At 72.0% G+C, this 25,617-nt stretch carries 25 protein-coding genes; 4 read left to right on the top strand and 21 right to left on the bottom strand.

The genetic code is table 11. From position 1 onward, the window contains the following. Positions 1-4: 4 nt before the first annotated feature. Genes panD through VLF38_RS02430 form a run of 3 tightly spaced genes read right to left on the bottom strand, consistent with a single transcriptional unit; the run spans position 5 to position 2,279 of the window. Positions 5-424, bottom strand: a complete 420-nt coding sequence (panD, locus tag VLF38_RS02440) for an aspartate 1-decarboxylase (RefSeq protein ID WP_107700860.1) — start codon at positions 422-424, stop codon at positions 5-7. Further along, positions 424-1,365, bottom strand: a complete 942-nt coding sequence (panC, locus tag VLF38_RS02435) for a pantoate--beta-alanine ligase (RefSeq protein ID WP_325269701.1) — start codon at positions 1,363-1,365, stop codon at positions 424-426. Before panC ends, panD begins: the two co-directional genes overlap by 1 nt. Beyond that, positions 1,362-2,279 carry a Rossmann-like and DUF2520 domain-containing protein gene (locus VLF38_RS02430; protein ID WP_325269700.1) on the bottom strand — a complete coding sequence of 306 codons (918 nt, stop codon included), beginning with the start codon at positions 2,277-2,279 and terminating at the stop codon, positions 1,362-1,364. Before VLF38_RS02430 ends, panC begins: the two co-directional genes overlap by 4 nt. A gap of 193 nt (positions 2,280-2,472) precedes the next feature. On the opposite strand from VLF38_RS02430, the gene ispD reads away from it, so the two are divergent. After that, a complete protein-coding gene (gene ispD, locus VLF38_RS02425) occupies positions 2,473-3,180 on the top strand; it encodes a 2-C-methyl-D-erythritol 4-phosphate cytidylyltransferase (protein WP_325269699.1) in 708 nt (235 codons plus the stop codon). Here the strand turns inward: ispD and VLF38_RS02420 are convergent. Continuing rightward, positions 3,167-4,126, bottom strand: a complete 960-nt coding sequence (locus VLF38_RS02420; protein ID WP_325269698.1) for a sulfotransferase family protein — start codon at positions 4,124-4,126, stop codon at positions 3,167-3,169. The two genes, ispD and VLF38_RS02420, sit on opposite strands and share 14 nt — an antisense overlap. A gap of 50 nt (positions 4,127-4,176) precedes the next feature. On the opposite strand from VLF38_RS02420, the gene VLF38_RS02415 reads away from it, so the two are divergent. Together VLF38_RS02415 and VLF38_RS02410 are read left to right on the top strand one after the other, a co-directional pair. After that, on the top strand, positions 4,177-5,283 hold the full coding sequence (locus VLF38_RS02415) for a glycosyltransferase family 2 protein (RefSeq protein WP_325269697.1): 1,107 nt from the start codon (positions 4,177-4,179) through the stop codon (positions 5,281-5,283). An 86-nt stretch (positions 5,284-5,369) separates the two neighbouring features. Then, entirely contained in the window at positions 5,370-6,401 is a 1,032-nt protein-coding gene (locus VLF38_RS02410; protein ID WP_325269696.1) for a sulfotransferase family protein, read from the top strand. Positions 6,402-6,428: 27 nt separating this feature from the next. On the opposite strand, the gene VLF38_RS02405 is transcribed toward VLF38_RS02410, so the two are convergent. From VLF38_RS02405 to dacB, 14 genes are all read right to left on the bottom strand, one after another. Then, positions 6,429-8,909, bottom strand: coding sequence for a stealth conserved region 3 domain-containing protein (locus VLF38_RS02405; protein ID WP_325269695.1), 2,481 nt, complete (start codon positions 8,907-8,909; stop codon positions 6,429-6,431). Then, entirely contained in the window at positions 8,906-9,727 is an 822-nt protein-coding gene (locus tag VLF38_RS02400) for a hypothetical protein (protein WP_325269694.1), read from the bottom strand. Before VLF38_RS02400 ends, VLF38_RS02405 begins: the two co-directional genes overlap by 4 nt. 76 nt (positions 9,728-9,803) lie before the next feature. Next, complete coding sequence (locus tag VLF38_RS02395) at positions 9,804-10,391, bottom strand: hypothetical protein (RefSeq protein WP_325269693.1); 588 nt, start codon at positions 10,389-10,391, stop codon at positions 9,804-9,806. Positions 10,392-10,395: 4 nt separating this feature from the next. Beyond that, positions 10,396-10,896 carry a DUF3180 domain-containing protein gene (locus tag VLF38_RS02390; protein ID WP_325269692.1) on the bottom strand — a complete coding sequence of 167 codons (501 nt, stop codon included), beginning with the start codon at positions 10,894-10,896 and terminating at the stop codon, positions 10,396-10,398. Further along, the gene (gene folK / locus VLF38_RS02385) at positions 10,893-11,462 is read right to left on the bottom strand and encodes a 2-amino-4-hydroxy-6-hydroxymethyldihydropteridine diphosphokinase (RefSeq protein WP_325269691.1); all 570 of its coding nucleotides are present in this window, start codon (positions 11,460-11,462) and stop codon (positions 10,893-10,895) included. The genes VLF38_RS02390 and folK overlap by 4 nt, the downstream gene beginning before the upstream one ends. Continuing rightward, positions 11,459-11,830 carry a dihydroneopterin aldolase gene (gene folB / locus VLF38_RS02380; protein WP_325269690.1) on the bottom strand — a complete coding sequence of 124 codons (372 nt, stop codon included), beginning with the start codon at positions 11,828-11,830 and terminating at the stop codon, positions 11,459-11,461. Before folB ends, folK begins: the two co-directional genes overlap by 4 nt. Before the next feature lie 5 nt (positions 11,831-11,835). Beyond that, positions 11,836-12,621, bottom strand: coding sequence for a dihydropteroate synthase (folP, locus tag VLF38_RS02375; RefSeq protein ID WP_414689352.1), 786 nt, complete (start codon positions 12,619-12,621; stop codon positions 11,836-11,838). A gap of 67 nt (positions 12,622-12,688) precedes the next feature. Then, positions 12,689-13,306: a GTP cyclohydrolase I FolE gene (folE, locus tag VLF38_RS02370; RefSeq protein WP_325269688.1), complete on the bottom strand. Its 618-nt coding sequence runs from the start codon at positions 13,304-13,306 to the stop codon at positions 12,689-12,691. Next, the gene (ftsH, locus tag VLF38_RS02365; protein WP_325269687.1) at positions 13,303-15,279 is read right to left on the bottom strand and encodes an ATP-dependent zinc metalloprotease FtsH; all 1,977 of its coding nucleotides are present in this window, start codon (positions 15,277-15,279) and stop codon (positions 13,303-13,305) included. The genes folE and ftsH overlap by 4 nt, the downstream gene beginning before the upstream one ends. A gap of 127 nt (positions 15,280-15,406) precedes the next feature. Continuing rightward, the gene (hpt, locus tag VLF38_RS02360; protein ID WP_325269686.1) at positions 15,407-15,958 is read right to left on the bottom strand and encodes a hypoxanthine phosphoribosyltransferase; all 552 of its coding nucleotides are present in this window, start codon (positions 15,956-15,958) and stop codon (positions 15,407-15,409) included. A 172-nt stretch (positions 15,959-16,130) separates the two neighbouring features. After that, positions 16,131-17,174 carry a tRNA lysidine(34) synthetase TilS gene (gene tilS, locus VLF38_RS02355; RefSeq protein ID WP_325269685.1) on the bottom strand — a complete coding sequence of 348 codons (1,044 nt, stop codon included), beginning with the start codon at positions 17,172-17,174 and terminating at the stop codon, positions 16,131-16,133. Position 17,175: 1 nt separating this feature from the next. Next, a complete protein-coding gene (locus VLF38_RS02350; RefSeq protein WP_325269684.1) occupies positions 17,176-18,225 on the bottom strand; it encodes a zinc-dependent metalloprotease in 1,050 nt (349 codons plus the stop codon). Between the two features lie 93 nt (positions 18,226-18,318). Next, positions 18,319-18,939, bottom strand: a complete 621-nt coding sequence (locus tag VLF38_RS02345) for a hypothetical protein (protein WP_325269683.1) — start codon at positions 18,937-18,939, stop codon at positions 18,319-18,321. An 87-nt stretch (positions 18,940-19,026) separates the two neighbouring features. Further along, positions 19,027-20,481 carry a D-alanyl-D-alanine carboxypeptidase/D-alanyl-D-alanine endopeptidase gene (gene dacB / locus VLF38_RS02340; RefSeq protein ID WP_325269682.1) on the bottom strand — a complete coding sequence of 485 codons (1,455 nt, stop codon included), beginning with the start codon at positions 20,479-20,481 and terminating at the stop codon, positions 19,027-19,029. A 151-nt stretch (positions 20,482-20,632) separates the two neighbouring features. Between dacB and VLF38_RS02335 the strand changes: the two genes are divergently transcribed. Further along, a complete protein-coding gene (locus VLF38_RS02335; protein ID WP_325269710.1) occupies positions 20,633-21,133 on the top strand; it encodes an inorganic diphosphatase in 501 nt (166 codons plus the stop codon). 76 nt (positions 21,134-21,209) lie between these two features. Here the strand turns inward: VLF38_RS02335 and VLF38_RS02330 are convergent, their stop codons facing one another. From VLF38_RS02330 to VLF38_RS02320, 3 genes are all read right to left on the bottom strand, one after another. Further along, the gene (locus VLF38_RS02330; RefSeq protein ID WP_325269681.1) at positions 21,210-21,866 is read right to left on the bottom strand and encodes an SDR family oxidoreductase; all 657 of its coding nucleotides are present in this window, start codon (positions 21,864-21,866) and stop codon (positions 21,210-21,212) included. Between the two features lie 20 nt (positions 21,867-21,886). Then, positions 21,887-23,872 carry an acyl-CoA dehydrogenase gene (locus VLF38_RS02325; RefSeq protein ID WP_325269680.1) on the bottom strand — a complete coding sequence of 662 codons (1,986 nt, stop codon included), beginning with the start codon at positions 23,870-23,872 and terminating at the stop codon, positions 21,887-21,889. 118 nt (positions 23,873-23,990) lie between these two features. Continuing rightward, positions 23,991-25,283, bottom strand: a complete 1,293-nt coding sequence (locus VLF38_RS02320; RefSeq protein ID WP_325269709.1) for a C40 family peptidase — start codon at positions 25,281-25,283, stop codon at positions 23,991-23,993. Between the last annotated feature and the right edge of the window lie 334 nt (positions 25,284-25,617).

Genomic DNA, 25,617 nt, shown 5'->3' with positions numbered 1-25,617 from the left:
CAGGTTAGCGGCCGGCGACGGTGTCGCCGCGGACGAGTCCGGAGCCGGCGAGCGCCTCGGCCGGGTCGAAGCCCGTCGCCATGATCTTGTTGTCGGCGTCGACGAAGACGACGTGCGGCTTGTAGGCCTTCGCCTCCTCGGTCGTCATCTGGCCGTAGCCGATCAGGATGACGGTGTCGCCGGGGTGCACCAGACGCGCGGCGGCGCCGTTGATGCCGATGACGCCGGAGCCACGCTCGCCCGCGATCGTGTAGGTCTCCAGGCGCGCGCCGTTGGTGACGTCGACGATGTGGACGAGCTCGCCGGCCAGCAGGTCGGCGGCGTCGAGGAGGTCCTCGTCGACCGTCACGGAGCCGACGTAGTGGAGGTCCGCCTGCGTCACGGTGGCGCGGTGGATCTTGGACTTCATCATCGTGCGGAACATCAGTTGTCTCCCTTGGTGGTGTCCCCGCCGGCTGCGCCGGTCGAGGCTCCGATCTGGATCGGCAGGTTGTCGATGAGGCGGGTCGTGCCGACCCGCGCGGCGACGAGGATCCGGCCCTCGCCCTGGAAGTCATCGGTGAGACGGCCCAGGTCCGGCCGCGTGATGACGAGGTAGTCGAGATCCACGCCACTCTCCTCGGCGAGGACGGCGTGCGCGGCGTCGAGCGCCGGCTGGACGCCGTCGGGGCCGGCGGCGATCGCCGCGCGCAGGGCGGCACTGAGGCTCAGCGCGGTCGCACGCTCGTCCGCCGACAGGTAGCGGTTGCGGCTGGAGAGCGCGAGGCCGTCGGCGTCGCGCTGCGTCTCGGCACCGATCACCTCGACCCCCATGCAGAGGTCACCGGCCATGCGCCGGATCAGCGCGAGCTGCTGGTAGTCCTTCTGCCCGAAGACCGCGACGTCGGGCTGCACCAGGCCGAAGAGCTTCGCCACGACGGTGAGTACGCCGCGGAAGTGGCCCGGGCGGACGGCGCCCTCCAGGACGTCGGCCAGGGCAGGCGCGGGGACGACGGTGACGCCGTCGGGCTCGCGGTCGGCGGCGGGGACGCCGTGGGGGTACATCTCCTCCACGCTCGGCGCGAAGACGATGTCGACGCCCTCGGCGGCGCAGATCTCGACGTCGGCGTCGAGCGTGCGCGGGTACCGGTCGAGGTCCTCGCCCGAGCTGAACTGCATCGGGTTGACGAAGATGCTGACCACGACGGGGCCGCGGTCGCCGTCGGGAAGGGCGACGCGCTCGCGCGCCACCCGCATGAGCGAGGCGTGGCCGTCGTGGAGCGCACCCATGGTCGGCACGAAGCCGACCGGCTTGCCCGCGCGGCGCGCGTCGGCGAGGAGGACGGCGAGTTCCGCACGGGTGCTCGCCAGGACGGGAGCGGTCACTGGATCTCCGCCTGCGCACTCGACCCGTCGAGGAGCACGAGGATCTCGGCAGCCCTGCGACCCTCGAGGCGACCGTCCGCGAGCGCACGGCCGACCGTGGACCGCGCCATCGCGACGTACGCCGGAAGGTCCTGCGGAGTGGCCCGCGCGAGCTCGACGAGGTGGGCGCGGACGGTCTCGACGTCGCCGCGGACGATCGGGCCGGTGAGCGCCGCGTCGCCGTACGCGAGCGCGTTGGAGAGCGCAGCCTCGAGCAGCGGACGCAGCGTGTCCGCGGGGGTGACGTCCCCCGCTCCCGTGCCGTCACCGCCGACGCCTGCCGCGGCGAGCATCTCCATGGCCTGCGAGACCAGGGTGACCAGGTGGTTCGCGCCGTGGGCCAGGGAGGCGTGGTAGAGCGAGCGACGCTCCTCGGGGACCCACATGATCCGGCCGCCGAGGTCGTGCACCAGCTGTGAGGCGATCGCGTGCTCAGCCGACGCGGCGGTCACGCCGAAGACGCAGCCGTGCAGGCGAGGGAGGTCGACGTCCGTGCCGGTGAACGTGAGCGCGGGGTGCAGCGCGACCGGGCGGGCGCCGACGCGGGCAGCAGGCGCCATGACGGCGAGGCCGTGGCGGCCCGAGGTGTGCACGACGTACTGACCGGCGCGGAGCGCACCTGCGTCGGCGAGCGTCGAGACGACGTTGCCGAGCATGTCGTCGGGCACGGTGAGCAGCAGGACGTCGCAGGCACGCGCGACCGCCGTCGGCTTCTCGACCGGGACGCCGGGGAGCATCGTCTCGATGCGGGTGCGGGAGGCGGCCGACTCACCGGCGGCGGCGACGATCTCGTGGCCGGCAGCGCGCAGCGCGGTCGCCAGGGTGGCGCCGACGCGACCAGCGCCGATCACGCCCACCCGGAGGGGTGCGTTCATGTCTTCGAGCCTTTCGTTCCAGTCCCTCCGACCACTCCCCGTGGGGAGCCGGTGTGGGTACCAGACGTGTGCTGGGAGAACTGCTTGCACCACAACGGTACGCCGCACCCGGCCGCGCGCGAAACGGTCCGTGAGGTGGGGTGGGTCACGCACCTCACGGGTGCACTGCCCTGCGACTGGCAGACTGCGGCGCATGGAGAGACCCCGCCCCTGCGTCGCCGTGCTCCTCGCAGGCGGCATCGGTGCGCGTGCGGGGCTCGGGCTGCCGAAGCAGTTCGCCGACCTGCACGGTCGCACGATCCTGGAGCACTCCCTCGCCGCGCTGCACGACCACCCGGCGATCGAGGGCGTCCTGGTCGTGATGGCGCCCGGTTTCGTCGACGCCGCGCAGGTCGTCACCGCCGGCTACCCCCGCACGCTCGCGGTGATCGAGGGCGGCGCCGAGCGCAGCGACTCGACCGTCAACGCGCTGCGCTGGCTGGATGCCCAGGGGCACGGCGAGTCCGACGTGCTCGTGCACGACGCCGCCCGACCGCTGGTCGACGCCCGGATCATCAGCGACTGCGTCGCGGGCCTCGGCACGCACGACGCAGTCGGCGTGGCGGTCCGCTCGAGCGACACGATCCTCCGCACCGACCCGGCGGGGCGGATCGTGGACGTCCCCCCGCGCCCCGAGCTGTGGCGAGCACAGACCCCGCAGGGCTTCCGCGCCGGCATCCTGCAGGCGGCGTACGACGTGGCGCTCGCGGACCCCGGGTTCGTCGCGACGGACGACTGCTCGGTGGTGCTGCGCTACCTGCCCGACGTGGCCGTGCACGTCGTCGAGGGCGACGACCGGAACATGAAGGTCACCGGACCGCTCGACCTGGCGATCGCCGAGGTGCTCCTCAACCGCGGTTGAACCAGCGTCGCCGCGCGGGAGCCGCAGCGGTGGCACGGACGGCCCGCTCGCCCTTGCGCCGTGCGGCCACGATCGAGCTCCGCACCACCGACTCCGCTCCGGCGAAGAGGTCAGCATGGCGGGCGGCGATCGCATCGAGCCGGGCATGGGCCTCCGCGTCGTCCCTGCCAGGAATTGCCAGCGCCTCGAGCTCGCGCCAGAGGTCCTCAGCCAGGGCGCGGAGGTCGGCAGGGACAGCGAGGTCGTCCCACCCGGGCTGCATCCGGCGCAGGGACGGGTCGACGAAGGCGTCACCCTCCGCCAGCGCCTCCGGTCCGGGGTTGCGCAGCGCCTCGACGCCGAGGTGCTCCGCCAGCGGGAGCAGGGCGGCCTGCCAGCCCGCGATCAGGTCGGCGTACGCCACGAAAGCGCGGGTGTGACCCCGCGTCGCGCGCTCCGTGCCGATCATCAGGTTGACCCACTGCGCGACGCCGAACGCGTCGGCCATCCGCCCGTTGTAGTTGGCCTGACGGCTGCGGACGACCTCCGGCGGAGGCCGCAGCATCGTGATGAAGACAGGCTCCGCGCCGGCCTTCGCCGCTGCCCGGAGCCAGAGCTCGTTGAACCACGTCAGCCGCGGGTCCTTGACAACCAGCTCGTCGGCGACAGCGAACTGCTGCTCCAGCCACTCCGCTGCGCGCTCGAGGACCGCCGGTGCCGCAGCGACCCGGGCAGCGAGCTCCCACGCGACGGGACGCGAGTCGGCCACCTGCACGAGGCCCTCCTCGAGCAGCTCGTCGTGGAAGTCGACGACCCATTGGGGCTCGCCGAATCCCTTGGGGTTGCTGGCGTCGGCGACGACCTCCGGCTGCGGGACCCGGACGCCGAGCAGACGCAGCAGGCCCACGACGGTGCTGGTGCCGCTGCGGCCGGAGCCGGCGACGAGGACGATGCGGCGGGACGACATGGCGCAGACCCTACGGCAGCGGTCCCCGCGGCCGGATACAGTGCGCGGCCATGGGGATCCTGCGTCGTCACCGGCCCACGCTCGGTGTGGTCGTCCCCGTCTACGGCGTCGCGGACTACCTGCCCGCCTGCCTCGACAGCCTCCTCGCACAGAGCTGGCGCGAGCTGGACGTCGTCGTCGTCGACGACGGCTCCCCGGACCACAGCGGCGACATCGCCCGGTCGTACGCCGCCCGCGACCCGCGGGTGCGCGTCGTGCGGACGGAGAATCACGGGCTGGGCGCCGCCCGCAACACGGGGCTCGCGCTCCTCGACACGGCGTTCATCGCCTTCCTCGACTCCGACGACGTCCTGCCTCCGGATGCCTACTCCGTGCTGCTGCGGTCGCTGCTGCGCTCGCGTGCCGATTTCGCGGTGGGCAACGTCGCCCGGTGGGAGGAGGGCCGACTCGACGTCCCGCCCTGGATGCGCCGCCTCCACCGCACCAACCGGCGCGGAATCTCCGCCGACGACCACCCCGAGATCCTCGGCGACGTCTTCGCGTGGAACAAGGTCTTCCGCACCCCCTTCTTCCGTGATGCCGTGGGCGGCTGGCCCACCGGCGTCCGCTACGAGGACCAGCCGGCGATGACAGCGGCGTACCTCCGCGGACGCTTCGACGTGCGCGAGGAGGTCGTCTACCACTGGCGGATCCGCACCGACGGCTCCTCGATCACCCAGCAGCGTTCGTCCCTCCGCGACCTCGAGGACCGGACCGTCACCAAGCGCCGGACCGCCGAGCTCGTCGCGACGGAGGGCACGGCCTCGGTGCAGGCGATGTTCCACGCCCGGGTGCTCCCGGGCGACCTGCACCGGTACTTCCGCGAGATCCCCGGCTGCAGCGACGCCTGGTGGGAGCTGCTGCGGCGGATGGTCGAGGAGTTCTGGGGCGAACGCTCCCTGACGCAGTGCGAGATCCCGCCGGCGCAGCGCCTCCTCGGCTGGCTCGTCGAGCACGGCCGGCGCGAGGAGGCCGCCCACGTCGCGGCGTACCTCGCCGGGCACGACGGGCCGCTGCCGCGGGTCGACGAGGGCAGCGGACGGCGCCTCGACGTGCCCGGCCTGGACCCCGCCTCGATCGACCCGGTCGCACTGCGACTGCGGCCCCACGAGCGCTGAGCTCTCCACGATCGCCGCAGCGGGCGCACCCGGCCGGTTCGGGTAACCTCAACGCGATCATTACTCGGACCCGATGAGAGAGCTCCATGGCCCCCGCGCAGAACCGCCCCTCGATCGTCCTCGTCACCGGCTCCGGCCGCAGTGGCACGAGCTCCCTCGGCGGCAGCCTGAAGCGACTCGGTCTCCACGTCCCGCAGCCCGAGGTCGAGGCCGACGAGAAGAACCCGAAGGGGTACTACGAGCCGGTCTGGGTCATCGACTTCCACAAGCGCCAGCTCAAGGAGCTCGCGCTGCACAACATCGACAGCCGTCCGGCGGCGGTCGACCTCGTGGCCTCGTCGCTCGCTGACGGCGTCGCCGAGGCCGAGCTCACCGCCTGGCTGCGGGAGCAGGTCGCGCTGGGCCTGTCGCAGTACGTCATCAAGGACCCGCACGCCCTCTGGTTCGCGGACATCTGGAAGTCTGCCGCCGCGGCTGTCGGCGCCGACCTCAAGCTGCTGACCTCCCTGCGCCACCCGGCGGAGGTCGTCGGCTCCCGCGACCTCGCCTACCTGCAGAACCAGCCGCTCGAGCTGCGCCGTGCCAAGGAGACCTCCAACGTCGCCGGCTGGGTGCACGCCGCCCTGCTCACCGAGGCTTCGGGCCGCGGCATCGACCGCGCGTTCATCCGCTACGGCGACCTCATGGAGGACTGGCGCAGCGCCCTGCTCCTCGCGGGCCAGCAGCTCGGGCTCGACTTCGACCCCGCCCCGGTCGAGGGCCAGCCGCACGACAACGACGACTTCCTCGACGCCGGCCTGCGCAAGTCGCGCCTGACCTGGGACGACGTGGTCGTCCCCGACGCGCTGCGCGACATGGCCGAGGAGGTCTGGCAGCTCCTCGCCGTCCTCGTGGCGAACCCCTCCGACTCCGCCGCCCAGCAGCGACTCGACGAGATCCACGCGGACTACAAGGAGATGTACGCCGCCGCGGTCGCCATCACCTTCGACCACACCAAGGCCGAGGTCACCCACGTCAAGCGCGACCTCTGGCCGCGCATCGAGTTCCAGCGCGAGCGGGCGGACGCCGCCGAGCGGAGCCTGACCAACCGCGTCATCCGCCGCCTCCGTCGACGCTGATCCCCGCGGCGTCGGCGGGCCGGGAGCTCAGGCTCCCGGCTTCTCCCACGGCGGTCGCACCGGGTAGTACTCCTCGAGGAAGTCGTGGAGCTGCCGCGTGACGACGTTCTCGGGCCAGGCCCAGACGTGGTGGTCGGCCAGGCAGATCGAGTCGCGGTCACGCCGCGCCAGCAGGGCGCGGAGCACCATCGTGACGTTGGGCTGCGTCAGCGAGACGAACGTCGCGTCGAGCTCCGAGGCGACGGCCGTGCCGGTGACCAGGCCGTAGTACTGCGCGAGCGACGACGCGACCGAGAGGTCAGTCTCCGACCGGAACGGCGAGGCGGCCGTGCGCCGCAGCTCCTCGGGCCACTCCTTCTCGAGCGCCTGGAGGACCGAGACCCGCATCGGGTGCGGCGTGTGGCGCATGACCCGGGTCGTGGTCACGCCGAAGCGCTCCCGCAGCAGACGCCGGTTGTTGAGGCCCGCGCGCTGGTAGGGCAGCGCGTTCTGCTCCTCGACGCCGATGCTCTGCGCGCCGACGAAGGCGTGGAACTGACCGGCAGCGGTGAAGAACTGACCGGGGCGGACCGCGCGGCCCAGCAGCACGTCGTCGTTGAAGTAGATGAAGTGCTCGCTCAGGCCCTCGATCCGGTGGAGCCCGGTCTCGATGGCGTGGGAGTTGAAGACCGGGAGGTGCTCTGCCGCGAGGATGTCGCGGTGGCTCACCACGGTGACCTGCGGGAAGTCGGTGGCGAGCCAGGCAGGGACCTGGTCGTCGGTGACCAGGAAGATCCTCCGCACCCACGGAGCGAACATGTGCAGCGAGCGCATCGAGTAGCGGAGCTCGTCGCGGCTGGTGTAGCGCGCCTTGCCGCTGGAGGCCCGGTCGAGCGAGATGCCGGTGCGCTGGGCGAGCGCGACGTCGCGCCGCTCCTGCCAGGCCGGGTCCGATCCGTCGACCCACGTGTAGACCACGTCGATCGGGAAGGGCCGGTCGAAGATCGTGGGACCCACCGCGAGCGGGAGGGTCGGCACCGTCAGGCCCGCCACGTCGACCTCCGCGCGCGGCGACCCGAGCGCGACGTGATCGACCCACTCGTTGTCCCGCGGCGGGCGTAGCGCGCCGGCAGCCTCGCGCCAGAACTCGACGTCGACCTCGGCGGCTCCGTCAGGCGAGGAGACGGTGAGCACCGGCGCGATCGCGTCGAGCGCCGCAGGCACGGCGAGCTCGACCGGGCGCCTCGCGAGGTCGCCTGTCGACGGTGCCTCACTCACGAGCAGTCCGGTGACGGAGCGAAGCGACTCGAGGAACGGACGACGGTGCGCTGCGGGCACCACGACGACGGTGCGGCGTTCGCCGACGGGCCGCAGGACGAAGGCCTCCGGGCTCGCCTCGTGCGCGAGGCCGAGGAGGCCGCCGACCAGGTCACGCAGCGCAGTCGCAGGAGCGACGACCGGCGCAGCAGGAGTCGCGGTCGCGGAGGCGGTGGGGCTCCCGGGCTCGCCGGCGCCGTGCCCGGGCCGGCCCGTCAGGGTCTCGATCCAGGTCCGGGCGACCAGCTCGGGCGCAAACGGGGCCGCGGCCTCGCGTGCGGCCGCACCGAGGCGGGCACGACGGGCGGGATCGGTGGCGAGGTCGACCAGGGCAGCAGCCAGCTCCGGCACGGACCGCTGGGCGACGAGGACGCCGGTGCGGTCGTGGACGATGCGTTGGCGCGCGCCGTCGGCCGTGTCGCGGGCGATGACGGGCAGGCCCGCAGCCATCGCCTCGGTGACGGTCAGCGAGAGGCCGTGGAACGGGGCCACGACCGCGATCCCGGCGCGGGCCCAGTCGAGGGGCATCTCGCGGCTCAGCCCGGGCAGCTCGACGCGGTCGCAGAGGCCTTCGGCCCGCACCGTGGCCGCCAGCCCGGCGCGGGACGGGCCGCGACCGAGGAGCCGGAGGCGCCATCCCGGCAGGTCGTCGGCGGCGACCCCGAAGGCCGTCACCAGGTGACCGAGTCCGCTCTCGGCGGCGAAGCTCCCCGCCGCCACGATCAGCCGCTCGGTGCCCGAGGTCTGCGGGAGCACCCCGGCTGCCACTGGGTCGGGGATCGCGACGACCGGAGCGCAGGCGCCCGGCAGGAGGCCGGCGACGGCGCCTCGGGTCACCTCGTCGGGCGTGACCACCAGGTCGAGGTGCGCGCCGAGCAGGCCGAGCGCGTGGCCGACCTGCTCCCGCGTGGAGTTGCCGTAGCGCTCCCAGTGGACCAGACGGGCCGCAGACCGGGCGTTGGTGACCGTGAGCACCAGGGTGTCGACCGAGGTGCTGACCAGGGCGTCAGCCCTGCTCCGCGCGATCTCGTGGGCCATCCGGTCACGGTCGAAGAGCCGCACAGGCACAGCGCCATGGCCGTACTTCTCCCCCTCGAGGACCCAGATCTCGGCCTTGTGCCCGGCAGCGCGCCAGGCGGCTCCGAGGCGCACTGCGGCCTGCCAGCCACCCCGGGCGTGACGTGCCTGGTCGGCGATCACGATGAGCTTCACGACAGCGCCTCCGCCAGCTCGCGGCGTCGGGCCGACAACACCCCGGCACGGTCGTAGTCGACCCAGATCAGGGTGTCGCCCTGCTCACCGGCACCGGACAGCCGCGGGAGGGGAACACCACGCCCGGGGTCGCGGAGCTCACGCCAGGCACGCACGACCGGAAGGTCGCGGCCGTCGACCTCCACACGGAGACGGTGCCGCACCTCGAGGTCGCCGCCCACGTGCTCGTCACCGAGACGCAGGACCCAGCCTGCGTCGGTCTTCTCGACCGGGAGCGGCACGGCCGCGTCCTCCGCCACGACGGCGCGTGCCGAGACGGCGGACGTGCCCGGGAGGTCGAGCAGCACCTCCAGCTCGTCATCGACGACCGCGAGGGAACGCACGCCGACGCCCTCCGTCACGCTGGTCGCCTGGAGCCGCACCGACGGCCGGATGTGCAGCCGCCAGGCGTGATGGGTGCCGGGCATCGGCGGGGCCAGGCACGGGCGCTCTTCGGGTGCGGTCATCGCGGCCGGCCGGACCAGGCGCGCCCGCCCCCGGGTGAGCACGACCAGCTCGAGGCCGTCAGGCCCGCCGGCGCGGTCGGCGTACGGCGTGAGGTCGATGGTCGCGGAGAGGCCTCCGGCCGTCGCGGCGACACCGAGGTCGATCGTGCCGGCCGGACCGCGCAGGGCCAGGCGCGCACCCCGCGGGAGGGCCGACGCGGAGAACCACAGGGTCGTGGCGTCGATGAGCCCGACATGGTCAGCGTGGATGCCGCTCCACCGTGCGTCGAGCGCACGACGCGCTGCGCGACGAAGCCTGTCTGTAGCTGTCATGTCCTCCGCCGTTCACCCGGGATCAAGGCACGGGGAGCATAACGTCGCAGGCTTCCCGGCCCGTTCGCCGGATGGGTCAGGCGGTGGCGCGCTTCGGCGCCTTGGCGGAGTCGTGCCAGGCCTGGAGCTCGGCCTTCAGGTCGACCAGCTCCTGCTCGAGCTCGGCGACCAGGACGATCGCCTCCGCGGCACGGGTCTCGGCCTCGTCGAGACGGCGGCCCTCGTCGACGAGGCGGGTCTCGGCCTGGTCGGCGCGACGCGCCTCCTGGCCCAGCTTGAGGGTGGTCTCGGCGACCTTGCGCTGAGCGCCGGCGAGCTGCTCCTCGAGCTCGCCGATCAGCTGCTGGCGCTCGGCGATACGGGTCTCCATGCCGGCGATGAACGCCTTGTTCTCAGCAGCGCGCTTCGCGGCGAGCTCGGAGTACTCACGCGCCTGGCGGGCACGGTCGGCTGCCGCCTCGCGGCGCGACTGCGCCAGCTCCGTGGCGGTGATCTTCGTGGCGCCGGCACCCAGCACCAGGGCGACGACGGCAGCAGCGGCAACGGGCAGGAAGCTGCCGGAGGCGACGCCAGCGACGACGGCCACCGCAGCGATCGCGAGCAGGACGGTGGCGACGGTGAGCCGGGTGCTGCGCTGACGACGGCGGGACGAGGAGGTGGCCATGCGATCAGGCTAGGTCGGCCTCGTCGTCGTCACGGACGCGACACGCGCGTTCCAACCAGATAGCAGCAGCCACACACGCCACACCGGCAACACCGGCACTGCCCGCCCGGAGCAGGTGCCCGAGCGCCGCCTCGCCTTCGATGCCGAGCCAGCTCACCGCCGCTCCGGTGTAGCCGCCCGCCAGGATCGCACCGACGACGACGCACGACTTCGCGATCAGGAGGCGGTTCACCGCGTGGTGCGGCTCGAGCCACCCCCGCTGCACCTGGAGCTCGCGCCAGGTGATCCAGGCGGTGCCCGCGAGCACGAGCGCGAGGAAGGCGATGACGGCGACCTGCAGCCAGCTGACCCGCGGCGCGTCGTGGCCGGCGTACAGCGCGAGCGGGCGCAGCATCCAGCCCAGCACGAGGCTCGCGCTCGCCGTCAGGACGGGGACGGCCGGCGTCGTGGGCCGGATCGACCCCCGGTCCGGCCGGGAGGGCCGACCCGGGGGTCGGTCGCTCACTCGATCTCGAGGCTGAGGTCGTCGCGGCGGACGATGCCGCTGGTGTCGAGGGACTCGAGCAGGGTCTTGATCGGACCGGCGCCGGGGATCGTCGCATCGGCCTCGAGGTCGAACCACGGCTGCAGCACGAAGGCGCGCTCCTTGGCCCGCGGGTGCGGCAGGTGGAGCTCAGCCGTCTCCGAACGGCGGTCGCCGAGGACGACGAGGTCGACATCGAGGGTGCGCGGAGCGTTGCGCTCGACGTCACGGTCGCGGTCGTAGGCGTCCTCGATCGCGAGGGCGCGGTCGAGCAACGTGCGCGCCGGCAGCGTCGTGTCGGCGAGGACCACGGCGTTGAGGAACGCGTCGGAGCCCTCCGGGGCGTCGACCGGCTCGGTCTCGTAGACCGGGGAGACCGAGGTCACCCAGACGTCCGGGGTGTCCGCCAGCGCCGCGACGGCTCCCTGCAGGGCCGACATGCGGTCGCCCAGGTTGGAGCCGAGGCTGATCACCGCACGGCGGATCGGGTGCATCTCTCCCGTCAGGGTGTCCGCGTCGATGATGTGCGGGTTGGGGGTCTCCGTCACGAGCTCTGGCTCCTCTTCCGGGTGATGGTGAGCGCGACATCCGAGTACGTCGCGTCGATCGGCGCTTGAGGCTTGTGCACTGTCACTGTCGCCCATTCAACCCTGTCCGCCAAGAGGCAGACGTGGGCGATCCGCTGGACGAGAGTCTCGATGAGGTCGACCGGGTCACGCTCGACGGCGTCCTTCACCGCGAGCGTCAGGGTGCCATAGTCGACGGTGTCGGCGAGATCGTCGGAGGCCGCCGCGGGGCGGGTGTCTATCCCCAGCTCGAGGTCCACGACGAAGAGCTGGCCCTCGCGCCGCTCGAAGTCGAAGACGCCGTGGTGCCCGAAGCACTCGATGCCGGTGATCCTCAGGACGTCGGACATGGGACTCACCCTCCCCATCGGGCGGCGACGCGGACCGCGTCGGCGCTGGAACGTACGTCGTGGACGCGGACGCACCATGCGCCGGCCATCGCGGCGAGCGTGGCGGTGGCAGCGGTCGCCGCGTCACGCTCCGCAGGAGCGCGGTCTCCCTCGGCGTCGGCGAGCAGCTCGCCCAGGAACCGCTTGCGACTGGTCGCCACCAGCACCGGGTGCCCGAGGTCGTGGAAGTGCTCGAGACCGCGCAGCAGCTGCCAGTTCTGTGCGGTGGTCTTGCTGAAGCCGATGCCGGGGTCGATCGCGATGCTGTGCGTGATGCCGGCACGAGCCGCCTCGCGCACCCGCTCGCCCAGCTCGGCGAGGACGTCCTCCACGACGTCGCCGTACGCCGTGTGGCGCTGCATCTCGGTGGAGTGCGCGCGCCAGTGCATGAGCACGTAGGGAACGTCGAGGCGGGCGACCGTCGCGAACATCGCGTCGTCGGCCAGGCCACCCGAGACGTCGTTGACCAGGTTGGCGCCAGCCCGGACAGCGGCCTCGGCGACCTCGGCACGCATCGTGTCGACGCTGACCAGCAGCCCGTCTGCCGCGAGCTCCTCGACGACCGGGACGACGCGCGCGAGCTCCTCGTCGGCGCTCGGCCGCTTCGCGCCGGGGCGCGTGGACTCGCCACCGACGTCGACAAGGTCTGCACCGTCGGCCACCAGCCGCCGCGCGTGGGCGACGGCGCGTGCGGTGTCGGCGTACCGGCCGCCGTCGGAGAACGAGTCGGGGGTGACGTTGAGGACACCCATCACCAGGGCGCGCCCCGGCTGCGGCAGGCCCTCGACGTACCGCAGTGGGTGTCCGTGCACGACGGCCTCAGCGCGTGCCGTGCATGATCAGCGACATCGCCTCGCTGCGCGTGGCGGGATCGTGCATCTGGCCGCGGATCGCGGAGGTGATGGTGCGCGCACCAGCCTTCTTGACGCCGCGCATCGTCATGCAGAGGTGCTCGGCCTCGATGACGACGATGACGCCACGGGCCTCGAGGATCTGCATGAGCGCGTCGGCGACCTGGGTGGTGAGCCGCTCCTGGACCTGCGGGCGCCGGGAGTAGAGGTCGACGAGGCGGGCCAGCTTGGACAGGCCCGTGATCTTGCCGGTCTCGGACGGGATGTAGCCGACGTGGGCGACGCCCGTGAACGGCACCAGGTGGTGCTCGCACATCGACCACAGCTCGATGTCGCGGACCAGCACCATCTCGTCGTGGCCGAGGTCGAAGGTCGTCGTGAGCACGTCCTCCGGACGCTGGCGCAGGCCGGCGGTCACCTCGGCGAACGCCCGGGCGACGCGCGCCGGCGTCTCCTTCAGGCCCTCGCGGTCGGGGTCCTCGCCGAGGGCGAGGAGCAGCTCGCGCACGGCCGCCTGCGCCCGCTCGTGGTCGAACGCCGGGATCTCGTCGGGGTCGCGGACGTCGGCGCTGATCGGATCCGTCACGCCGGGTCCCCGTCGGTGCTGAGCTCGTCGCCGGTCACGGCGTCCTGGGTCTCGCTGTCGACGCCACCGCGCCACGCGACGGGCGGGATGGCCGACGGGCGCCGGCTGTCGGAGCCGGTCCACGCGGGACGACGGTCGCGACGGCGCAGGGCGGTGAAGACCTCGGCGACCTCGGCCTTGTCGAGCGTCTCCTTCTCCATGAGCGCCACGACGAGGCTGTCGAGCACGTCGCGGTTCTCCTCGAGGATGTCGAAGGCCTCCTGGTGGGCCTCGGTGAGGAGCTTCTTGACCTCCTCGTCGACGATCGCGGCGACGCTCTCGGAGTAGTTGCGAGCGTGGCCCATGTCGCGACCCAGGAACGGCTCGCCCTGGCTCTCGCCGAGCTTGACCGCACCGAGGCGCTCGGTCATGCCGTACTGCGTGACCATCGCCCGGGCCAGGTTGGTGGCCTTCTCGATGTCGTTGCCGGCACCGGTGGTCGGGTCGTGGAAGACCATCTCCTCCGCGGCGCGGCCACCGAGCATGTAGGCGAGCTTGTCGAGCATCTCCCCGCGGGTCTGGGAGTACTTGTCCTGGTCGGGCAGGACCATCGTGTAACCGAGGGCCCGGCCACGCGGCAGGATCGTGATCTTGTGGACGGGGTCGCTGCCCGGGAGCGCTGCGGCGACGAGGGCGTGGCCACCCTCGTGGTACGCCGTGATGAGCTTCTCCTTCTCGTTCATCAGGCGCGTGCGTCGCTGCGGGCCGGCGATCACGCGGTCGATCGCCTCGTCGAGAGCCAGGTTGCTGATCAGCTTCTCGTTGTTGCGCGCCGTGAGCAGCGCGGCCTCGTTGAGCACGTTGGAGAGGTCGGCTCCGGTGAAGCCCGGTGTGCGCTTGGCGACGCTCGAGAGGTCCACGTCAGCACCCATCGGCTTGCCACGCGCGTGGACCTTGAGGATCTTCTCGCGACCGTTGAGGTCGGGGGCGTCGACCTGGATCTGGCGGTCGAAACGACCCGGTCGGAGCAGTGCGGGGTCGAGCACGTCGGGACGGTTGGTCGCGGCGATCAGGATCACGCCGCCGCGGACGTCGAAGCCGTCCATCTCGACGAGGAGCTGGTTGAGGGTCTGCTCGCGCTCGTCGTGGCCGCCGCCCATGCCGGCACCGCGGTGGCGGCCGACGGCGTCGATCTCGTCGATGAAGACGATGGCAGGGGCATTCTCCTTGGCCTGCGTGAAGAGGTCACGCACACGCGAGGCGCCGACGCCGACGAACATCTCGACGAAGTCCGAGCCGGAGATCGAGTAGAACGGCACGCCCGCCTCGCCGGCGACGGCGCGCGCGAGCAGCGTCTTGCCGGTGCCCGGAGGGCCGTAGAGCAGGACGCCCTTGGGGATCTTGGCCCCCACGGCCTGGAACTTGGCGGGCTCCTGGAGGAACTCCTTGATCTCGCCGAGCTCCTCGATCGCCTCCTCACAGCCGGCAACGTCCTGGAACGTCGTCTTCGGCATGTCCTTGGTGATCAGCTTCGCCCGCGACTTCGCGAACTGCATGACCCGACCGCCGCCGCCCTGCATGTTGTTCATCAGGAACAGGAAGATCAGGACGATGATGATGAAGGGGACCAGCGTCCAGAACATGTTCGCCAGGAGGGACGGCTGGGGGTTCTCGGAGTTGACCTTCTCGATCTTGCCCTCGTCGAACTGCGCCTGCGCCTCCTCGATCAGGCTCGCCTGCTGGCCGTCGACCCAGTGCGAGATGACCCGACGTCCGCCCTCACGGTCGACGCTCTTGTCGAGCACCGCCCGGATCTCCTGGTCGTTGTCGACGAAGGTGATCTCCTTGACCTCACCCGACGCGACGTACTTGTGCATCTGGGAGGTCGGGACCTCGTCGTACCCACCGTTGGGGGCGAGGAACTGAAGGGCGAGCACGACGCCCACCACAGCGATGAAGATCCAGAGCCACGGGCCCTTGACAATGCGCTTCACAGGCTTCTTTCGACGACGGCTGCCCGGCCCTCACCGGGAAGTCATGAGTGAGGACCGACGGTACACGTCAGCCGCAACGAGCGTGAGGGCCCGGTCGTTCCCCCGAGGAGGGTGCTCCGGGGCCCGATCAGGAGTAGACGTGCGGCGCGAGGGTGCCGATCTCGCGCATGTTGCGGTACTTCTCCTTGTAGTCCAGGCCGTAGCCGACGACGAACTCGTTGGCGATGTCCCACCCGACGTACTTCACGTCGACGGGCATCGCGACCGCGTCCGGCTTGCGCAGCAGCGTGGCGATCTCGACGCTCTTCGGGCCGCGGCTGGCCAGGTTGGTGACCAGCCAGCTGAGGGTCAGGCCCGTGTCGATGATCTCGTCGACGATCAGCACGTGGCGGCCCTGGATGTCGGTGTCGAGGTCCTTGAGGATGCGCACGACACCGCTCGACTTGGTGCCGGAGCCGTAGGAGCTCACCGCCATCCAGTCCATCTCGACGTGGCGGTTGAGCGCACGGGCCATGTCGGCCATGACCATGACCGCGCCCTTGAGGACACCGACGACGAGGAGCTCCTCCCCCTCGTAGTCCGCCTCGATCTTGCGGGCCATCTCGGCGAGCTTCGCCTGGATCTGCTCCTCGGTGAAGAGGATGTTGACGAGGTCGCTCTCGACGTGCGCGGAATCCATGGCAGCAGCCTACGGCGTGCGTCTGTGCGGTGCCGCAGCGCGTCGTACGCCGGGACCGGGCGGGCTATCCACCGCCCTCCCCCCGCTCGACGTACAGGTGCAGGCCCTCGGCGGGCAGCACGCCCGAGGAGCGCTGCGCCGCGCGCGAAGGTGTACGTCGAACGGGGGCGGCTCACGCCAAGGACGTCGTACGCCGGAAGCGGAGGTGCCCGTCCGCGAGGTAGGCGGTGAGGTGGCCCGGCAGCTGGATCTCCTTGTCCGGCCGCCCCACCTCAACGAGGCGCTGCAGCGCGTCGACATGGACGGCGAAGAGCTCATCGGCGGGCGCGCCCGCCTCGAGTGCGGCGAGCCGGAGGACGCGGGCTGAGAGTGCGGGTTCGGAGACGAGCTCGTCGGGCAGGGCCAACGCCAGGTCCGCCCCCTCCCCCGAGCGCACGCGGCCCAACTCCTGGCTGGCGATCGTGTCGAGCGACTCCATGTCCCGGCGGAGCTGGTCGGCGGTCCGCGCCAGCGTCTCCGCGATCCCGGGGCCGAGCTCGCGCTCCAGGACCGGGAGCACGTCGTGGCGCACCCGCGACCGCAGGAAGCGCGGGTCGGAGTTGTGGGGATCGACCCAGAACTCGATGCCCTCGGCCCGGCACGCGGCCTCCGTCTCGGCGCGCCTGATGCCGAGCAGCGGCCGCGAGAACGCGACACCGTCCTGGTGGAACCCACGCCGCATGCCCGCGATCGAGCGGCCGCCGCTGCCCCGGGTCAATCCGAGCAGCACGGTCTCCGCCTGGTCGTCGAGCGTGTGGCCGAGGAGCACCAGATCGGCACCGAAGTGCGTCGCGAGCTGGCCCAGCGCGGCATACCTCGCCTCGCGAGCTCCCGCCTCCACGCCGCTGCTCGCGACGTCGACGTGCACTCGGATCGAGGCGGTCTCGTCGACCCCGAGCGCGGCCATCTGCTCGACGACGCGGGCCGTGTGCTCGGCCGAGCCCTCCTGGAGGCCGTGGTCGACGACGGCGCCGATGACCCGTGCGTCCACGCGCCGAAACTCGAAGACGGTCGCGGCCAGCAGTGCGAGCGAGTCCGCCCCGCCCGAGCACGCGACGAGCACACAGCCGCCGTCGCGGACGTGCGGTGACCACCGCGCTCCGTTGCCTGCGTCGAGGACCGGCACGTCCCGACGTACGGCGAGGCGCACCGCCGCGACCGCAGGGTGGAGCCCCATGTCAGCCGTGGACGCGCTTCAGCCAGGCGGCGGGGTCGTGGATCTCGGCCTTGGAGGGAAGGTTCTCGGGGCCCGCCCAGACCGCGTTGAAGCCCTCCATGCCGACGGCGTCGATGGCGTGCCGGACGAAGACGGCGCCGTCGCGGTACTGCGCCATCTTGGCGTCGAGGCCCAGCAGGCGGCGGAGCACCTTGTCGAGGACGCCGACGCCGCCGCGGCGTACGGTGAACTTCCGGCGGATGTCGGCGACTGTGGGGATCACCTCGGGTCCGACACCGTCCATCACGACGTCGGCGTGGCCCTCGAGCAGCGACATCACGCCGGTCACGCGATCGATGATCTCGCGCTGGGCCGGGGAGCTCATCAGCTCGGCGATGCTCCCGCCCTCACCCTTCACCATCCGCTGGACGCCGGAGGCGAGGTCCTGCCACATGCGCGAGGGGTCGACGGTCTCGGAGAGCGCCTGCACCTGCTCACGGATGTGGTCCCGCATCCACGGGACCGCGGTGAACTGCACCCGGTGGGTCTCCTCGTGGAGGCAGACCCAGAGCCGGAAGTCGGTGGGGTGCGCCTCGAGCTCGCGCTCGACGTGCACCACGTTGGGGGCGACCAGCAGCAGCCTCCCCGCCGGCGGGGAGAACGGGTCGAACTGGCCCAGCACCTTCGAGCCCATGAACCCGAGCAGCAGGCCGAGCTCCGCACCGGCGATCCGCCCCCCGACCACCCGGGCCGCGGGGCCGGGCTCCTTGCCGCGGCCGGCGACCTTGGACATCAGCGGATCGAGCAGGACCGCGAAGCTGTCGGCGTTGGCCTGCACCCAGCCGCCCCGGTCGACGACGAGGACGGGCGCGGTGTCCTCCGGCGCGACCAGGCCGGTGAACTCCGCGACCAGGCCGGTCGAGCGCGCAGCACCCGCGCGCAGCTCGGCCACCGCGGCGTCTGCCTCGGACCGGCTGACCACGGGCCCCTCGCCAGCGAACTTCGTGCCGAGCCGGACGGCGTACTCCCAGTCGACGAGCTGCTTGCGACCCTCGTCCGCTCCCTCAGTCATGCCCGGAAGCGTACGGCGTGACCGGGAAACGCCAGCGGCGGTCAGCTCCCGGGTGGGAGCCGACCGCCGCCGCGTGCAATCTGTGTGCGCCGCTCAGCCGCGCGAGAGCCGCGGTCCGAGGACGAGGTCGGAGGTGCTCGCCGAGAGACCGCTGCGGAGGGCATCGTCGGACTTGTAGCCCCGGGTCGCGTCGTTGACGTCACGGATGATCATCGAGCCGAAGCCGACGCGGACCCAGCGCGGGTTGCTGAGGCATGCGCGCGGGATGCTGAGCGCGACGGTGTTGGCGCCGTAGTCGATCGAGCGGCGCAGGCCCGCGCAGGCGACCTTGCTGCCGCTGTCTCGGTCGAGCTGGTTGTAGACGACGCGCCCGTCGTCGAGGATCACCGTCAGGCGGCGACGAACCCCCTCGTTCGTGTACACCCGGAACTGGTGGACGCGCACCCCGCCGCTGGTCATCTCGGCATATCGGGCGTAGACCTTGACGCGGTCCGTCGTGTGCGTGGTCACGACGCGGAGTACGTCGGGCTGCTTCGCCGCGGCGTCGATCGTGTCGGTGCAGGAGCTGCCCTCGGCGTCGCAGTTGGTGGACGACGTCACGTCGCCACGGGCGTCGGTGCGCGCCCACTGCTCGGCGTGGGCGGGTGCGGCGAGGCCGGCGCTGAGCGCAGCGGCTCCGGCGAGCGCCGCGAAGCGGCGGGCGAACGAGTTCACGCGGGTTCCTTCACGAGAAAGTTGGTGGGGCCAGAGAAGCGTAGGCAGACCCGGCTCACCGTGTGCACCGATCGGGAAAACCCGGACTCAGCTGCAGATGCAGGACGCGAGGGTGGAGACGATCACGTCGAGTGCCTGGCGCGCGTCGAGCGCCTTCTCCGGCTTCACCCGGTCGGCCATGACCGCGAAGAGCAACGTCTCGCCGTCGGGTGTGGTCGCGACGCCGGCCAGCGAGTGCACGCCGGTCAGGGTGCCGGTCTTGGCCGCGGCACGCCCCCGGCCGGCGACCGGGCCGTCCTCGAAGCGCTCCGCGAGCGAGCCCGTGAATCCGGCGACGGGCAATGCGGTCGCCACCGTCCGGAGCCCCGGATGGGCGGGGTCGACCGCGAGCGACAGCACGTGGATCAGGGTGTCCGGGGTCAGCCTGGTGGCCGGCGAGAGACCGCTGCCGTCGAAGACGCGGTCACCGGCCTGGAGCTGGACGCCCAGGCGCGCCAGGACCGCTCGCATGCCCTGGAGGCCGCCGCTGAACGAGGCACCCGTGCCCTCCTTCAGCCCGACCTGGAAGGCCAGCACCTCCGCGCCCTCGTTGTCGCTCGCGGCCAGGACCTCGTCGACGATCTGGTCGACCCGGGCACTGTCGAGGCCGGCGAGCTCGGCGGCCTGCGCCCCCGCCGTCGTACGCCGAGGGGCACCGGCGACCTGCACTCCTGCGGCCCGCAGCGCGCTCGCGAAGAGCTGGGCCGCATGGAGGGAGGGGTCGTCGACCGTGACCGGGCCGTCCTCCGGGTGGCCCTGATCGGACCAGAGCGCCGTGATCGGCGCCGCGTAACCGGCACCGACGTCGGTGGGGTCCCAGCGCGGGTTGACCCTCGCGCCCGAGAAGAGGGAGTCGTCGAAGCCGAGCCGCACGCGGGTGGTGCCCTTCGCGGCAAGGGCAGCAGCGGTCTTGCGCGCGAGCGTGCGCAGGTCGGCCGGTGCCGGACGCTCGGTGTCCTCGTCGGTCAGCGGGTCGTCGGTGAGGTACGGGTCGCCGCCACCGACGAGGACGATCTCGCCCGCCGCGGCACCCTCGACCACGGAGGTGCGGAAGCGGGTGGCCGGCCCGAGGCTCTCGAGGGCGGCGGCCGCAGTCAGCAGCTTGGTCGTCGACGCGGGAACGGCGGACGGCGACGCGGGCGAGGTGCCCCCGCGGAACAGGACGTTGCCGCCGGCATCGGCGACCGCCATCACCACGTGCCGCCCGAGATCAGGGTCGCGCAGGACGGGGGCGAGTACGGCCCGGATGCTGGCGGGGTCGGGGGTAGTCGCGACCAGCGGCGCGGCAACCGGCGCAGGTGCCCCCATCGTCGGCAGGTCCACTCCCGTGGGCGGTGCGACGAGAGCGACGTCGTCGGCACGATCGCCCCAGCCGAGGCGGCGCGGGACGTCGTACTGGAAGGAGGCGAACGCCGAGGCCAGGAGCACCAGGACCAGCAGGACCGGCGTCCAGACGGCCCACCGCGAGCGTCGGGGGCGGGCGCTGGAGGCGTCTCGTGCCACGGATCATGTCCTTTCAAATGCGCAAAAGCGCGGATTCTGCGTCAAGATGACCTCGGCCCGATCGCCGCCACGGCGGGGGCCGACCCCCAAGTCTGCCCGGTCGACGAGCCGCGTCGGCCACCCGATGACGCAACACGCTGGAGGAACAGTGCTGGAGTTCGAGGTCCTCGTCGAGATCCCCAAGGGCTCGCGGAACAAGTACGAGGTCGACCACGAGACCGGGAAGATCTACCTGGACCGGATGCTCTTCACGTCCACCGCCTACCCGGAGGACTACGGCTACGTCATCGACACCCTCGCTGACGACGGCGACCCGCTCGACGCGCTGGTCATCCTCGACCAGCCGACGTTCCCGGGCTGCCACATCCCGTGCCGCGTGATCGGCATGTTCCGGATGACCGACGAGGCCGGCGGCGACGACAAGCTCCTCTGCGTGCCCGCGCACGACCCGCGCATGGCGCACCTTCAGGACATCGGCGACGTCTCCGAGTTCGACCTGCTCGAGATCAAGCACTTCTTCGAGGTCTACAAGGACCTCGAGCCCGGCAAGTCCGTCGAGGGCGCTGACTGGGTCGGCCGCGAGGAGGCCGAGAAGGAGATCGCCCTGTCGGTGCAGCGGTTCAAGGACGCGCAGGCCAACGGCGGTCACTGACCCGCTTCTGAACCACCACGAAGGCCCGGTCCCCTCTGCGGGGACCGGGCCTTCGTCGTACGTCGGGTGGTGCCGCTCAGCCGTCGTAGGAGACGTGGGCCGTCCAGCCCTCGTCGGGCCGGGTGGCGGCGGCGAAGAGCGCGGCGGAGACCGCATCGGGACCTAACGGGCCCTCCTTCTTGAGCATGCCGTTGACCTGCATCGCCACCGCGCGGACGCCACGCTCCTTCATCGTCGCGTCGATGCTGGTGACGAGGTTGCGGACGGCGGCCTTCTGGATGCCGAGCGTCGGCGCGCCGGACCACGGGGTGTCGGCCGCCTGCGAGCCGGTCACGAGCACGCGCGCCCCGGTCGGCATCGCCGGGGCAGCGGCCTGAAGCGCGGGCAGCAGCGCCCCGACGCCGAACGTCACGTCCTCGAGGAGCTCGGCCACGGTCAGCTCGAGGACAGTGCGCTCGCGCCAGGCGCTCGGGTTGAAGTGCAGGACGTCGACGCGACCGTGACGCTCGACGACGGCGCCGACCGCGCGGCGTACGTCGGCCTCGTCGAGGAGGTCGACACCGTCGACCTCCGCCTCGAAGCCCTCCGCGACCAGCTGTTCGGCCAGCGGCTGGGCGCTCTCGGCGGACTGGCCGAGGAGGACGGCGCGGTGGCCGGCCTCGGCGAAACGACGGGCGGTGGACAGGCCGAGGCCCGGGCCGGCGCCCAGGACGACGTACACGGGAGCGGTCATGGCGCCAGCCTAGGGCGCGCCTACTGCCAGCCCAGCAGCTCCTCGGCGCGGAGCAGCTCCTCCGGGATGCCGAACGCGTCGACGAGGTCCACTGCCAGCGGCCGCAGCTTGCGGCACAGGTCGTTGATCTCGCGGCTGATCGCCTTGCTGCGGCTGCCCGTGAGCCGGTTGTGCTCCATGAACCACGCCCGGTCGGCCTCGATCGTCGTCAGCGCGTAGAGGTCACAGAGCAGCCCGAGCGCGACACGGTTGGGCCCGTGCGGAAGCGTCGCGAAGACGGCGATGAACGACTCGAGCAGGATCCTCTCGACGTGCGCGTGGGCGGTCGCGATGACGTGGTCCTGCACGCGGGAGAAGACCTCGCCCGCCGGCATGCCCTGATCGATGCCCCGCTTGAGGCGCTTCGCCGCACCGGCGACCATGTGCTCCTCGCGGAAGCGCAGCATGTCGAGGTGGTAGACCGGGTCGAGCAGGCCGCTGTCCTGGTTCCACTTGTCGTCGCCCGGGAGCACGTCGCGCAGCCGTTCGACGAGGCGGTGCGCCATCGACCGCTCGACGACCTGGTCGACCGCCATCCCCGCGACGAACCGGACGAGCTCGAGCTGGCTCATGTCACCGAACTCGCTGGAGTAGTCGGTCAGCAGCCCCTTGGCCACGAGCTGCAGCAGCACGTGGTTGTCACCCTCGAAGGTGGTGAAGACGTCGGTGTCGGCCTTCAGTGCGGCGAACCGGTTGGCCGTGAGGTAGCCGGCGCCGCCGCAGGCCTCGCGGCACTCCTGGATGGTGCGCGTCGCGTGCCACGTGCCGAGCGCCTTGATGCCGGCGGCCTTCGACTCGAGGCCGCGGCGTACGACCTCGTCGGCGGTGCGGCCGGAGAAGACGTCGTCGAAGTGGCGCCGCAGCCCGTCCTGCGCGAAGTGCAGGGCGTAGGTGCGCGCGAGCAGGGGGAAGAGCCGGCGCTGGTGCTGGCCGTAGTCGAGCAGCAGCTCCTCTGGCTGGTCGTCGGAGGCGGTGAACTGGCGGCGGCGGTCGGCGTAGCGGGTGGCGATCGTGAGAGCGACCTTGCTCGCACTGATGCCCGCCCCGGCCACGCTGACGCGTCCCATGACGAGCGTGCCGAGCATGGTGAAGAAGCGGCGGTTGGGGCTCTCGATCTCGCTGGAGTAGACGCCGTCCTCCGAGACGTCGGCAAAGCGGTTGAGCAGGGCCTCGCGCGGCACCCGGACGCCGTCGAACCAGAGCCGGCCGTTGTCGACTCCGTTGAGCCCCATCTTGTGGCCGCAGTCGCCGATCCGGACGCCGGGCATCGGTTCGCCGGCCTCGTCGCGGATCGGGACGAGGAGGCAGTGGACGCCGTGGTTCTCCGGCTCACCACCAGGGTCGCCGACGATCAGCTGCGCGAAGACCGCGGCCATCGTGCCGTGGCGCGCCGCGTTGCCGATGTAGTCCTTGCGGCTGGCGTCGTCGGGAGTCTCGATGACGAACTCGCGCGTCGAGGCGTCGTACGTCGCGGTCGTGCCGATCGCCTGGACGTTGGAGCCGTGGCCGGTCTCGGTCATCGCGAAGCAGCCCAGCAGCCGGCCCGCGGCGATGTCGGCGAGGTGGGCGTCGTGGTGCCGCTTCGTGCCGAGGTTGAGCACGGCACCGCCGAAGAGACCGAACTGCACGCCGATCTTGACCAGCGCGCTGAGGTCGCCGAACGCCGTGGTCTCGAACGCAGCGACCGTCGCGCCGAAGTCGCCGCCCCCGCCGTACTCGGTCGGGAAGTGGGAGGCGGTGAGACCGGTGCCGGCCATCTCCACGACGGCGTCGAGGACGCGGTCGCGGAACTCGTCGCGGGGCATCTCGTCGGCGTCGTGCAGCAACCCGACGTGCTCGACGAGGGCCGCGCGCACCTTGTCGCGCAGCGCAGCGTGCTCGCCGTCGAGGAGGCGGGTGAGCGTGGGGACGTCGACGACCGGCTGGACGTAGCCGTCGTCGGAAACCTTGCTCTCTTCGGTGGCCATGCCAGTCACCCTAGGACAAGCCCGACAGAGGTACGACGGCCCGGGACGCGATGTCCCGGGCCGTCGTACGGCGTCTGTGTGCGTGCGCTGCCGGTGCTCGCCGTCTCGGGTGAGTCCGTCAGAGGCGGGCGGCCAGGTCGGGGTACCAGTAGTCGAGCGAGCGGATCCGGACCTGGGTGCCGGCTCGCGGCGCCTCGATCACCTGGCCGCCGCCGAGGTAGATCGCGACGTGGTGGATGCCCGACGGGCGGCCGTTGCTCGACCAGAACATCAGGTCGCCGCGGCGCGCGGAGCCGACCGAGATCGGCGTACCGGCGTCGTACTGCGCACCGGAGAAGTGCGGCAGGTAGATGCCGGCCTGGCGGAAGGCCATCATCGTGAGGCCGGAGCAGTCCCAGCGGTCGGGACCTGCGGCGGCCCAGAGGTACCAGTCGCCGAGCTGCGCCTTGGCGTAGGAGATGACTGCCTCGATGCCGCCGGGGGATGCCGGCGGGTCCGGGTTGGGAGCGGGCGCGGGCGCTGGGGCGGGAGCCGGTGCGGGATCGTCGTCCTGCTGCGCCGCCCGGTCGGCGGCAGCCTTGTCGGCAGCGGCCTTGTCGGCGGCAGCCTGTGCGGCGTCTGCAGCGGCGCGGGCCTCGGCCTCGGCGCGCGCCTTCGCGGCGGCGGCCTGACGGCGCTGTGCCTCCAGCGCCGCCTGGCGCTGGCCGGCGAGCTCGACCGAGATGTTCTGGAGCGTGGCCAGCTCGCCGAGGAGCTTCGTCTTCTGCTGGGCGACCCGGTCGGCCTCGGCGGCCGCCGCATCGGCGGAGGCCTGGGCCTGGTTGCGCGCGGCGGTGGCCTGCGCGGCGAGCGAGGACGCCTTGGTGCGCGCTGCGTCCGCCTTGTCTGCCGCGACGCCGGCCTTGGCGGCAGCAGAGCGGTAGCCGGTCTCGATGTCGTCCATCGCTCGGGAGAGCTGGTAGGTCGTGCTCGCGGAGGACATCAGCTCGCGCGGCCGCGCCTGCGTGGTCATGGCGTTGATCGCCTGGAGCTGGGGCTGCTGCTCGTAGGTGCGCGCGAGCAGATCGGTGTACGCCGCCTTGTGGCCGCGGAGGGTACGCCGCGCCTGGGCCTCGGCGGCCTCCGCCTTCTCAGCAGCCTCCTGCGCGAGCCCGAGGCGGTAGATCGCACCGTTGGCGGCCTCGGCCGCCATGCTGGCGCGCATCTCGGCGCTCTCGAGTCGGGCGTTGGCGGCGTCGAGCCGGGCCTGGACGCCTTCGACCGTGTGCGCCTTCGCCTCAGCAGCGGCGCGCGCGGCGTTGACCTGCTCCTGGCTGGGAGCGTCGGTCGGGTCGGCCCAGGCGGGCAATGAGAGCCCGCCGACCGTCATGGCAGCTGCCGCTGCCAACACCAGCGGGCGCCCGGAGATCATCCTGCGCACGTTTCTTCCCCTCGTCAGCCCCGCCCCGAGGCGGGGAGCTTGGCCCCGGCGGCTTCCCCACCGCCGGGGCCGGCCCGGATGGCTTCCCCACCACACCGGGCACGACGAGCACGCTAGTGAACTCCAGTCACAAAAGAAACAGTTCTCTCGGATTTTCTCGGATCTATCGGCGTGTCGGCTTGACTATTACATCCATGTAGTTCCCGAACTACAGCCATGTCATTCAGTCATTTGCGGCGCCGAGGCGGCGCAAACCTGCAGGAAGAAGCCGCCGAAGCGGCGCCAACTTGCGCGCGAATGCGCCGAAGCGGCGCGAACCTGCCAC

Source organism: Nocardioides sp. (assembly GCF_035481145.1).
Classification (GTDB): Bacteria; Actinomycetota; Actinomycetes; order Propionibacteriales; family Nocardioidaceae; genus Nocardioides.
This window is presented reverse-complemented; position numbering and strand designations above follow the sequence as displayed.

Excerpts from the sequence above, each read along its gene's own strand:
- VLF38_RS02400 (WP_325269694.1), bottom strand. The coding sequence starts at position 9,727 with ATGACAGCTACAGACAGGCTTCGTCGCGCAGCGCGTCGTGCGCTCGAC.
- VLF38_RS02330 (WP_325269681.1), bottom strand. The coding sequence starts at position 21,866 with ATGACCGCTCCCGTGTACGTCGTCCTGGGCGCCGGCCCGGGCCTCGGC.
- hpt (WP_325269686.1), bottom strand. The coding sequence starts at position 15,958 with ATGGATTCCGCGCACGTCGAGAGCGACCTCGTCAACATCCTCTTCACC.
- VLF38_RS02430 (WP_325269700.1), bottom strand. The coding sequence starts at position 2,279 with ATGAACGCACCCCTCCGGGTGGGCGTGATCGGCGCTGGTCGCGTCGGC.
- VLF38_RS02320 (WP_325269709.1), bottom strand. The coding sequence starts at position 25,283 with ATGATCTCCGGGCGCCCGCTGGTGTTGGCAGCGGCAGCTGCCATGACG.
- folB (WP_325269690.1), bottom strand. The coding sequence starts at position 11,830 with ATGTCCGACGTCCTGAGGATCACCGGCATCGAGTGCTTCGGGCACCAC.
- VLF38_RS02395 (WP_325269693.1), bottom strand. The coding sequence starts at position 10,391 with ATGGCCACCTCCTCGTCCCGCCGTCGTCAGCGCAGCACCCGGCTCACC.
- VLF38_RS02420 (WP_325269698.1), bottom strand. The coding sequence starts at position 4,126 with ATGTCGTCCCGCCGCATCGTCCTCGTCGCCGGCTCCGGCCGCAGCGGC.
- VLF38_RS02410 (WP_325269696.1), top strand. The coding sequence starts at position 5,370 with ATGGCCCCCGCGCAGAACCGCCCCTCGATCGTCCTCGTCACCGGCTCC.
- VLF38_RS02350 (WP_325269684.1), bottom strand. The coding sequence starts at position 18,225 with ATGACTGAGGGAGCGGACGAGGGTCGCAAGCAGCTCGTCGACTGGGAG.
- folP (WP_414689352.1), bottom strand. The coding sequence starts at position 12,621 with ATGGGTGTCCTCAACGTCACCCCCGACTCGTTCTCCGACGGCGGCCGG.
- panD (WP_107700860.1), bottom strand. The coding sequence starts at position 424 with ATGTTCCGCACGATGATGAAGTCCAAGATCCACCGCGCCACCGTGACG.
- VLF38_RS02415 (WP_325269697.1), top strand. The coding sequence starts at position 4,177 with ATGGGGATCCTGCGTCGTCACCGGCCCACGCTCGGTGTGGTCGTCCCC.
- tilS (WP_325269685.1), bottom strand. The coding sequence starts at position 17,174 with ATGGGGCTCCACCCTGCGGTCGCGGCGGTGCGCCTCGCCGTACGTCGG.
- VLF38_RS02325 (WP_325269680.1), bottom strand. The coding sequence starts at position 23,872 with ATGGCCACCGAAGAGAGCAAGGTTTCCGACGACGGCTACGTCCAGCCG.
- ispD (WP_325269699.1), top strand. The coding sequence starts at position 2,473 with ATGGAGAGACCCCGCCCCTGCGTCGCCGTGCTCCTCGCAGGCGGCATC.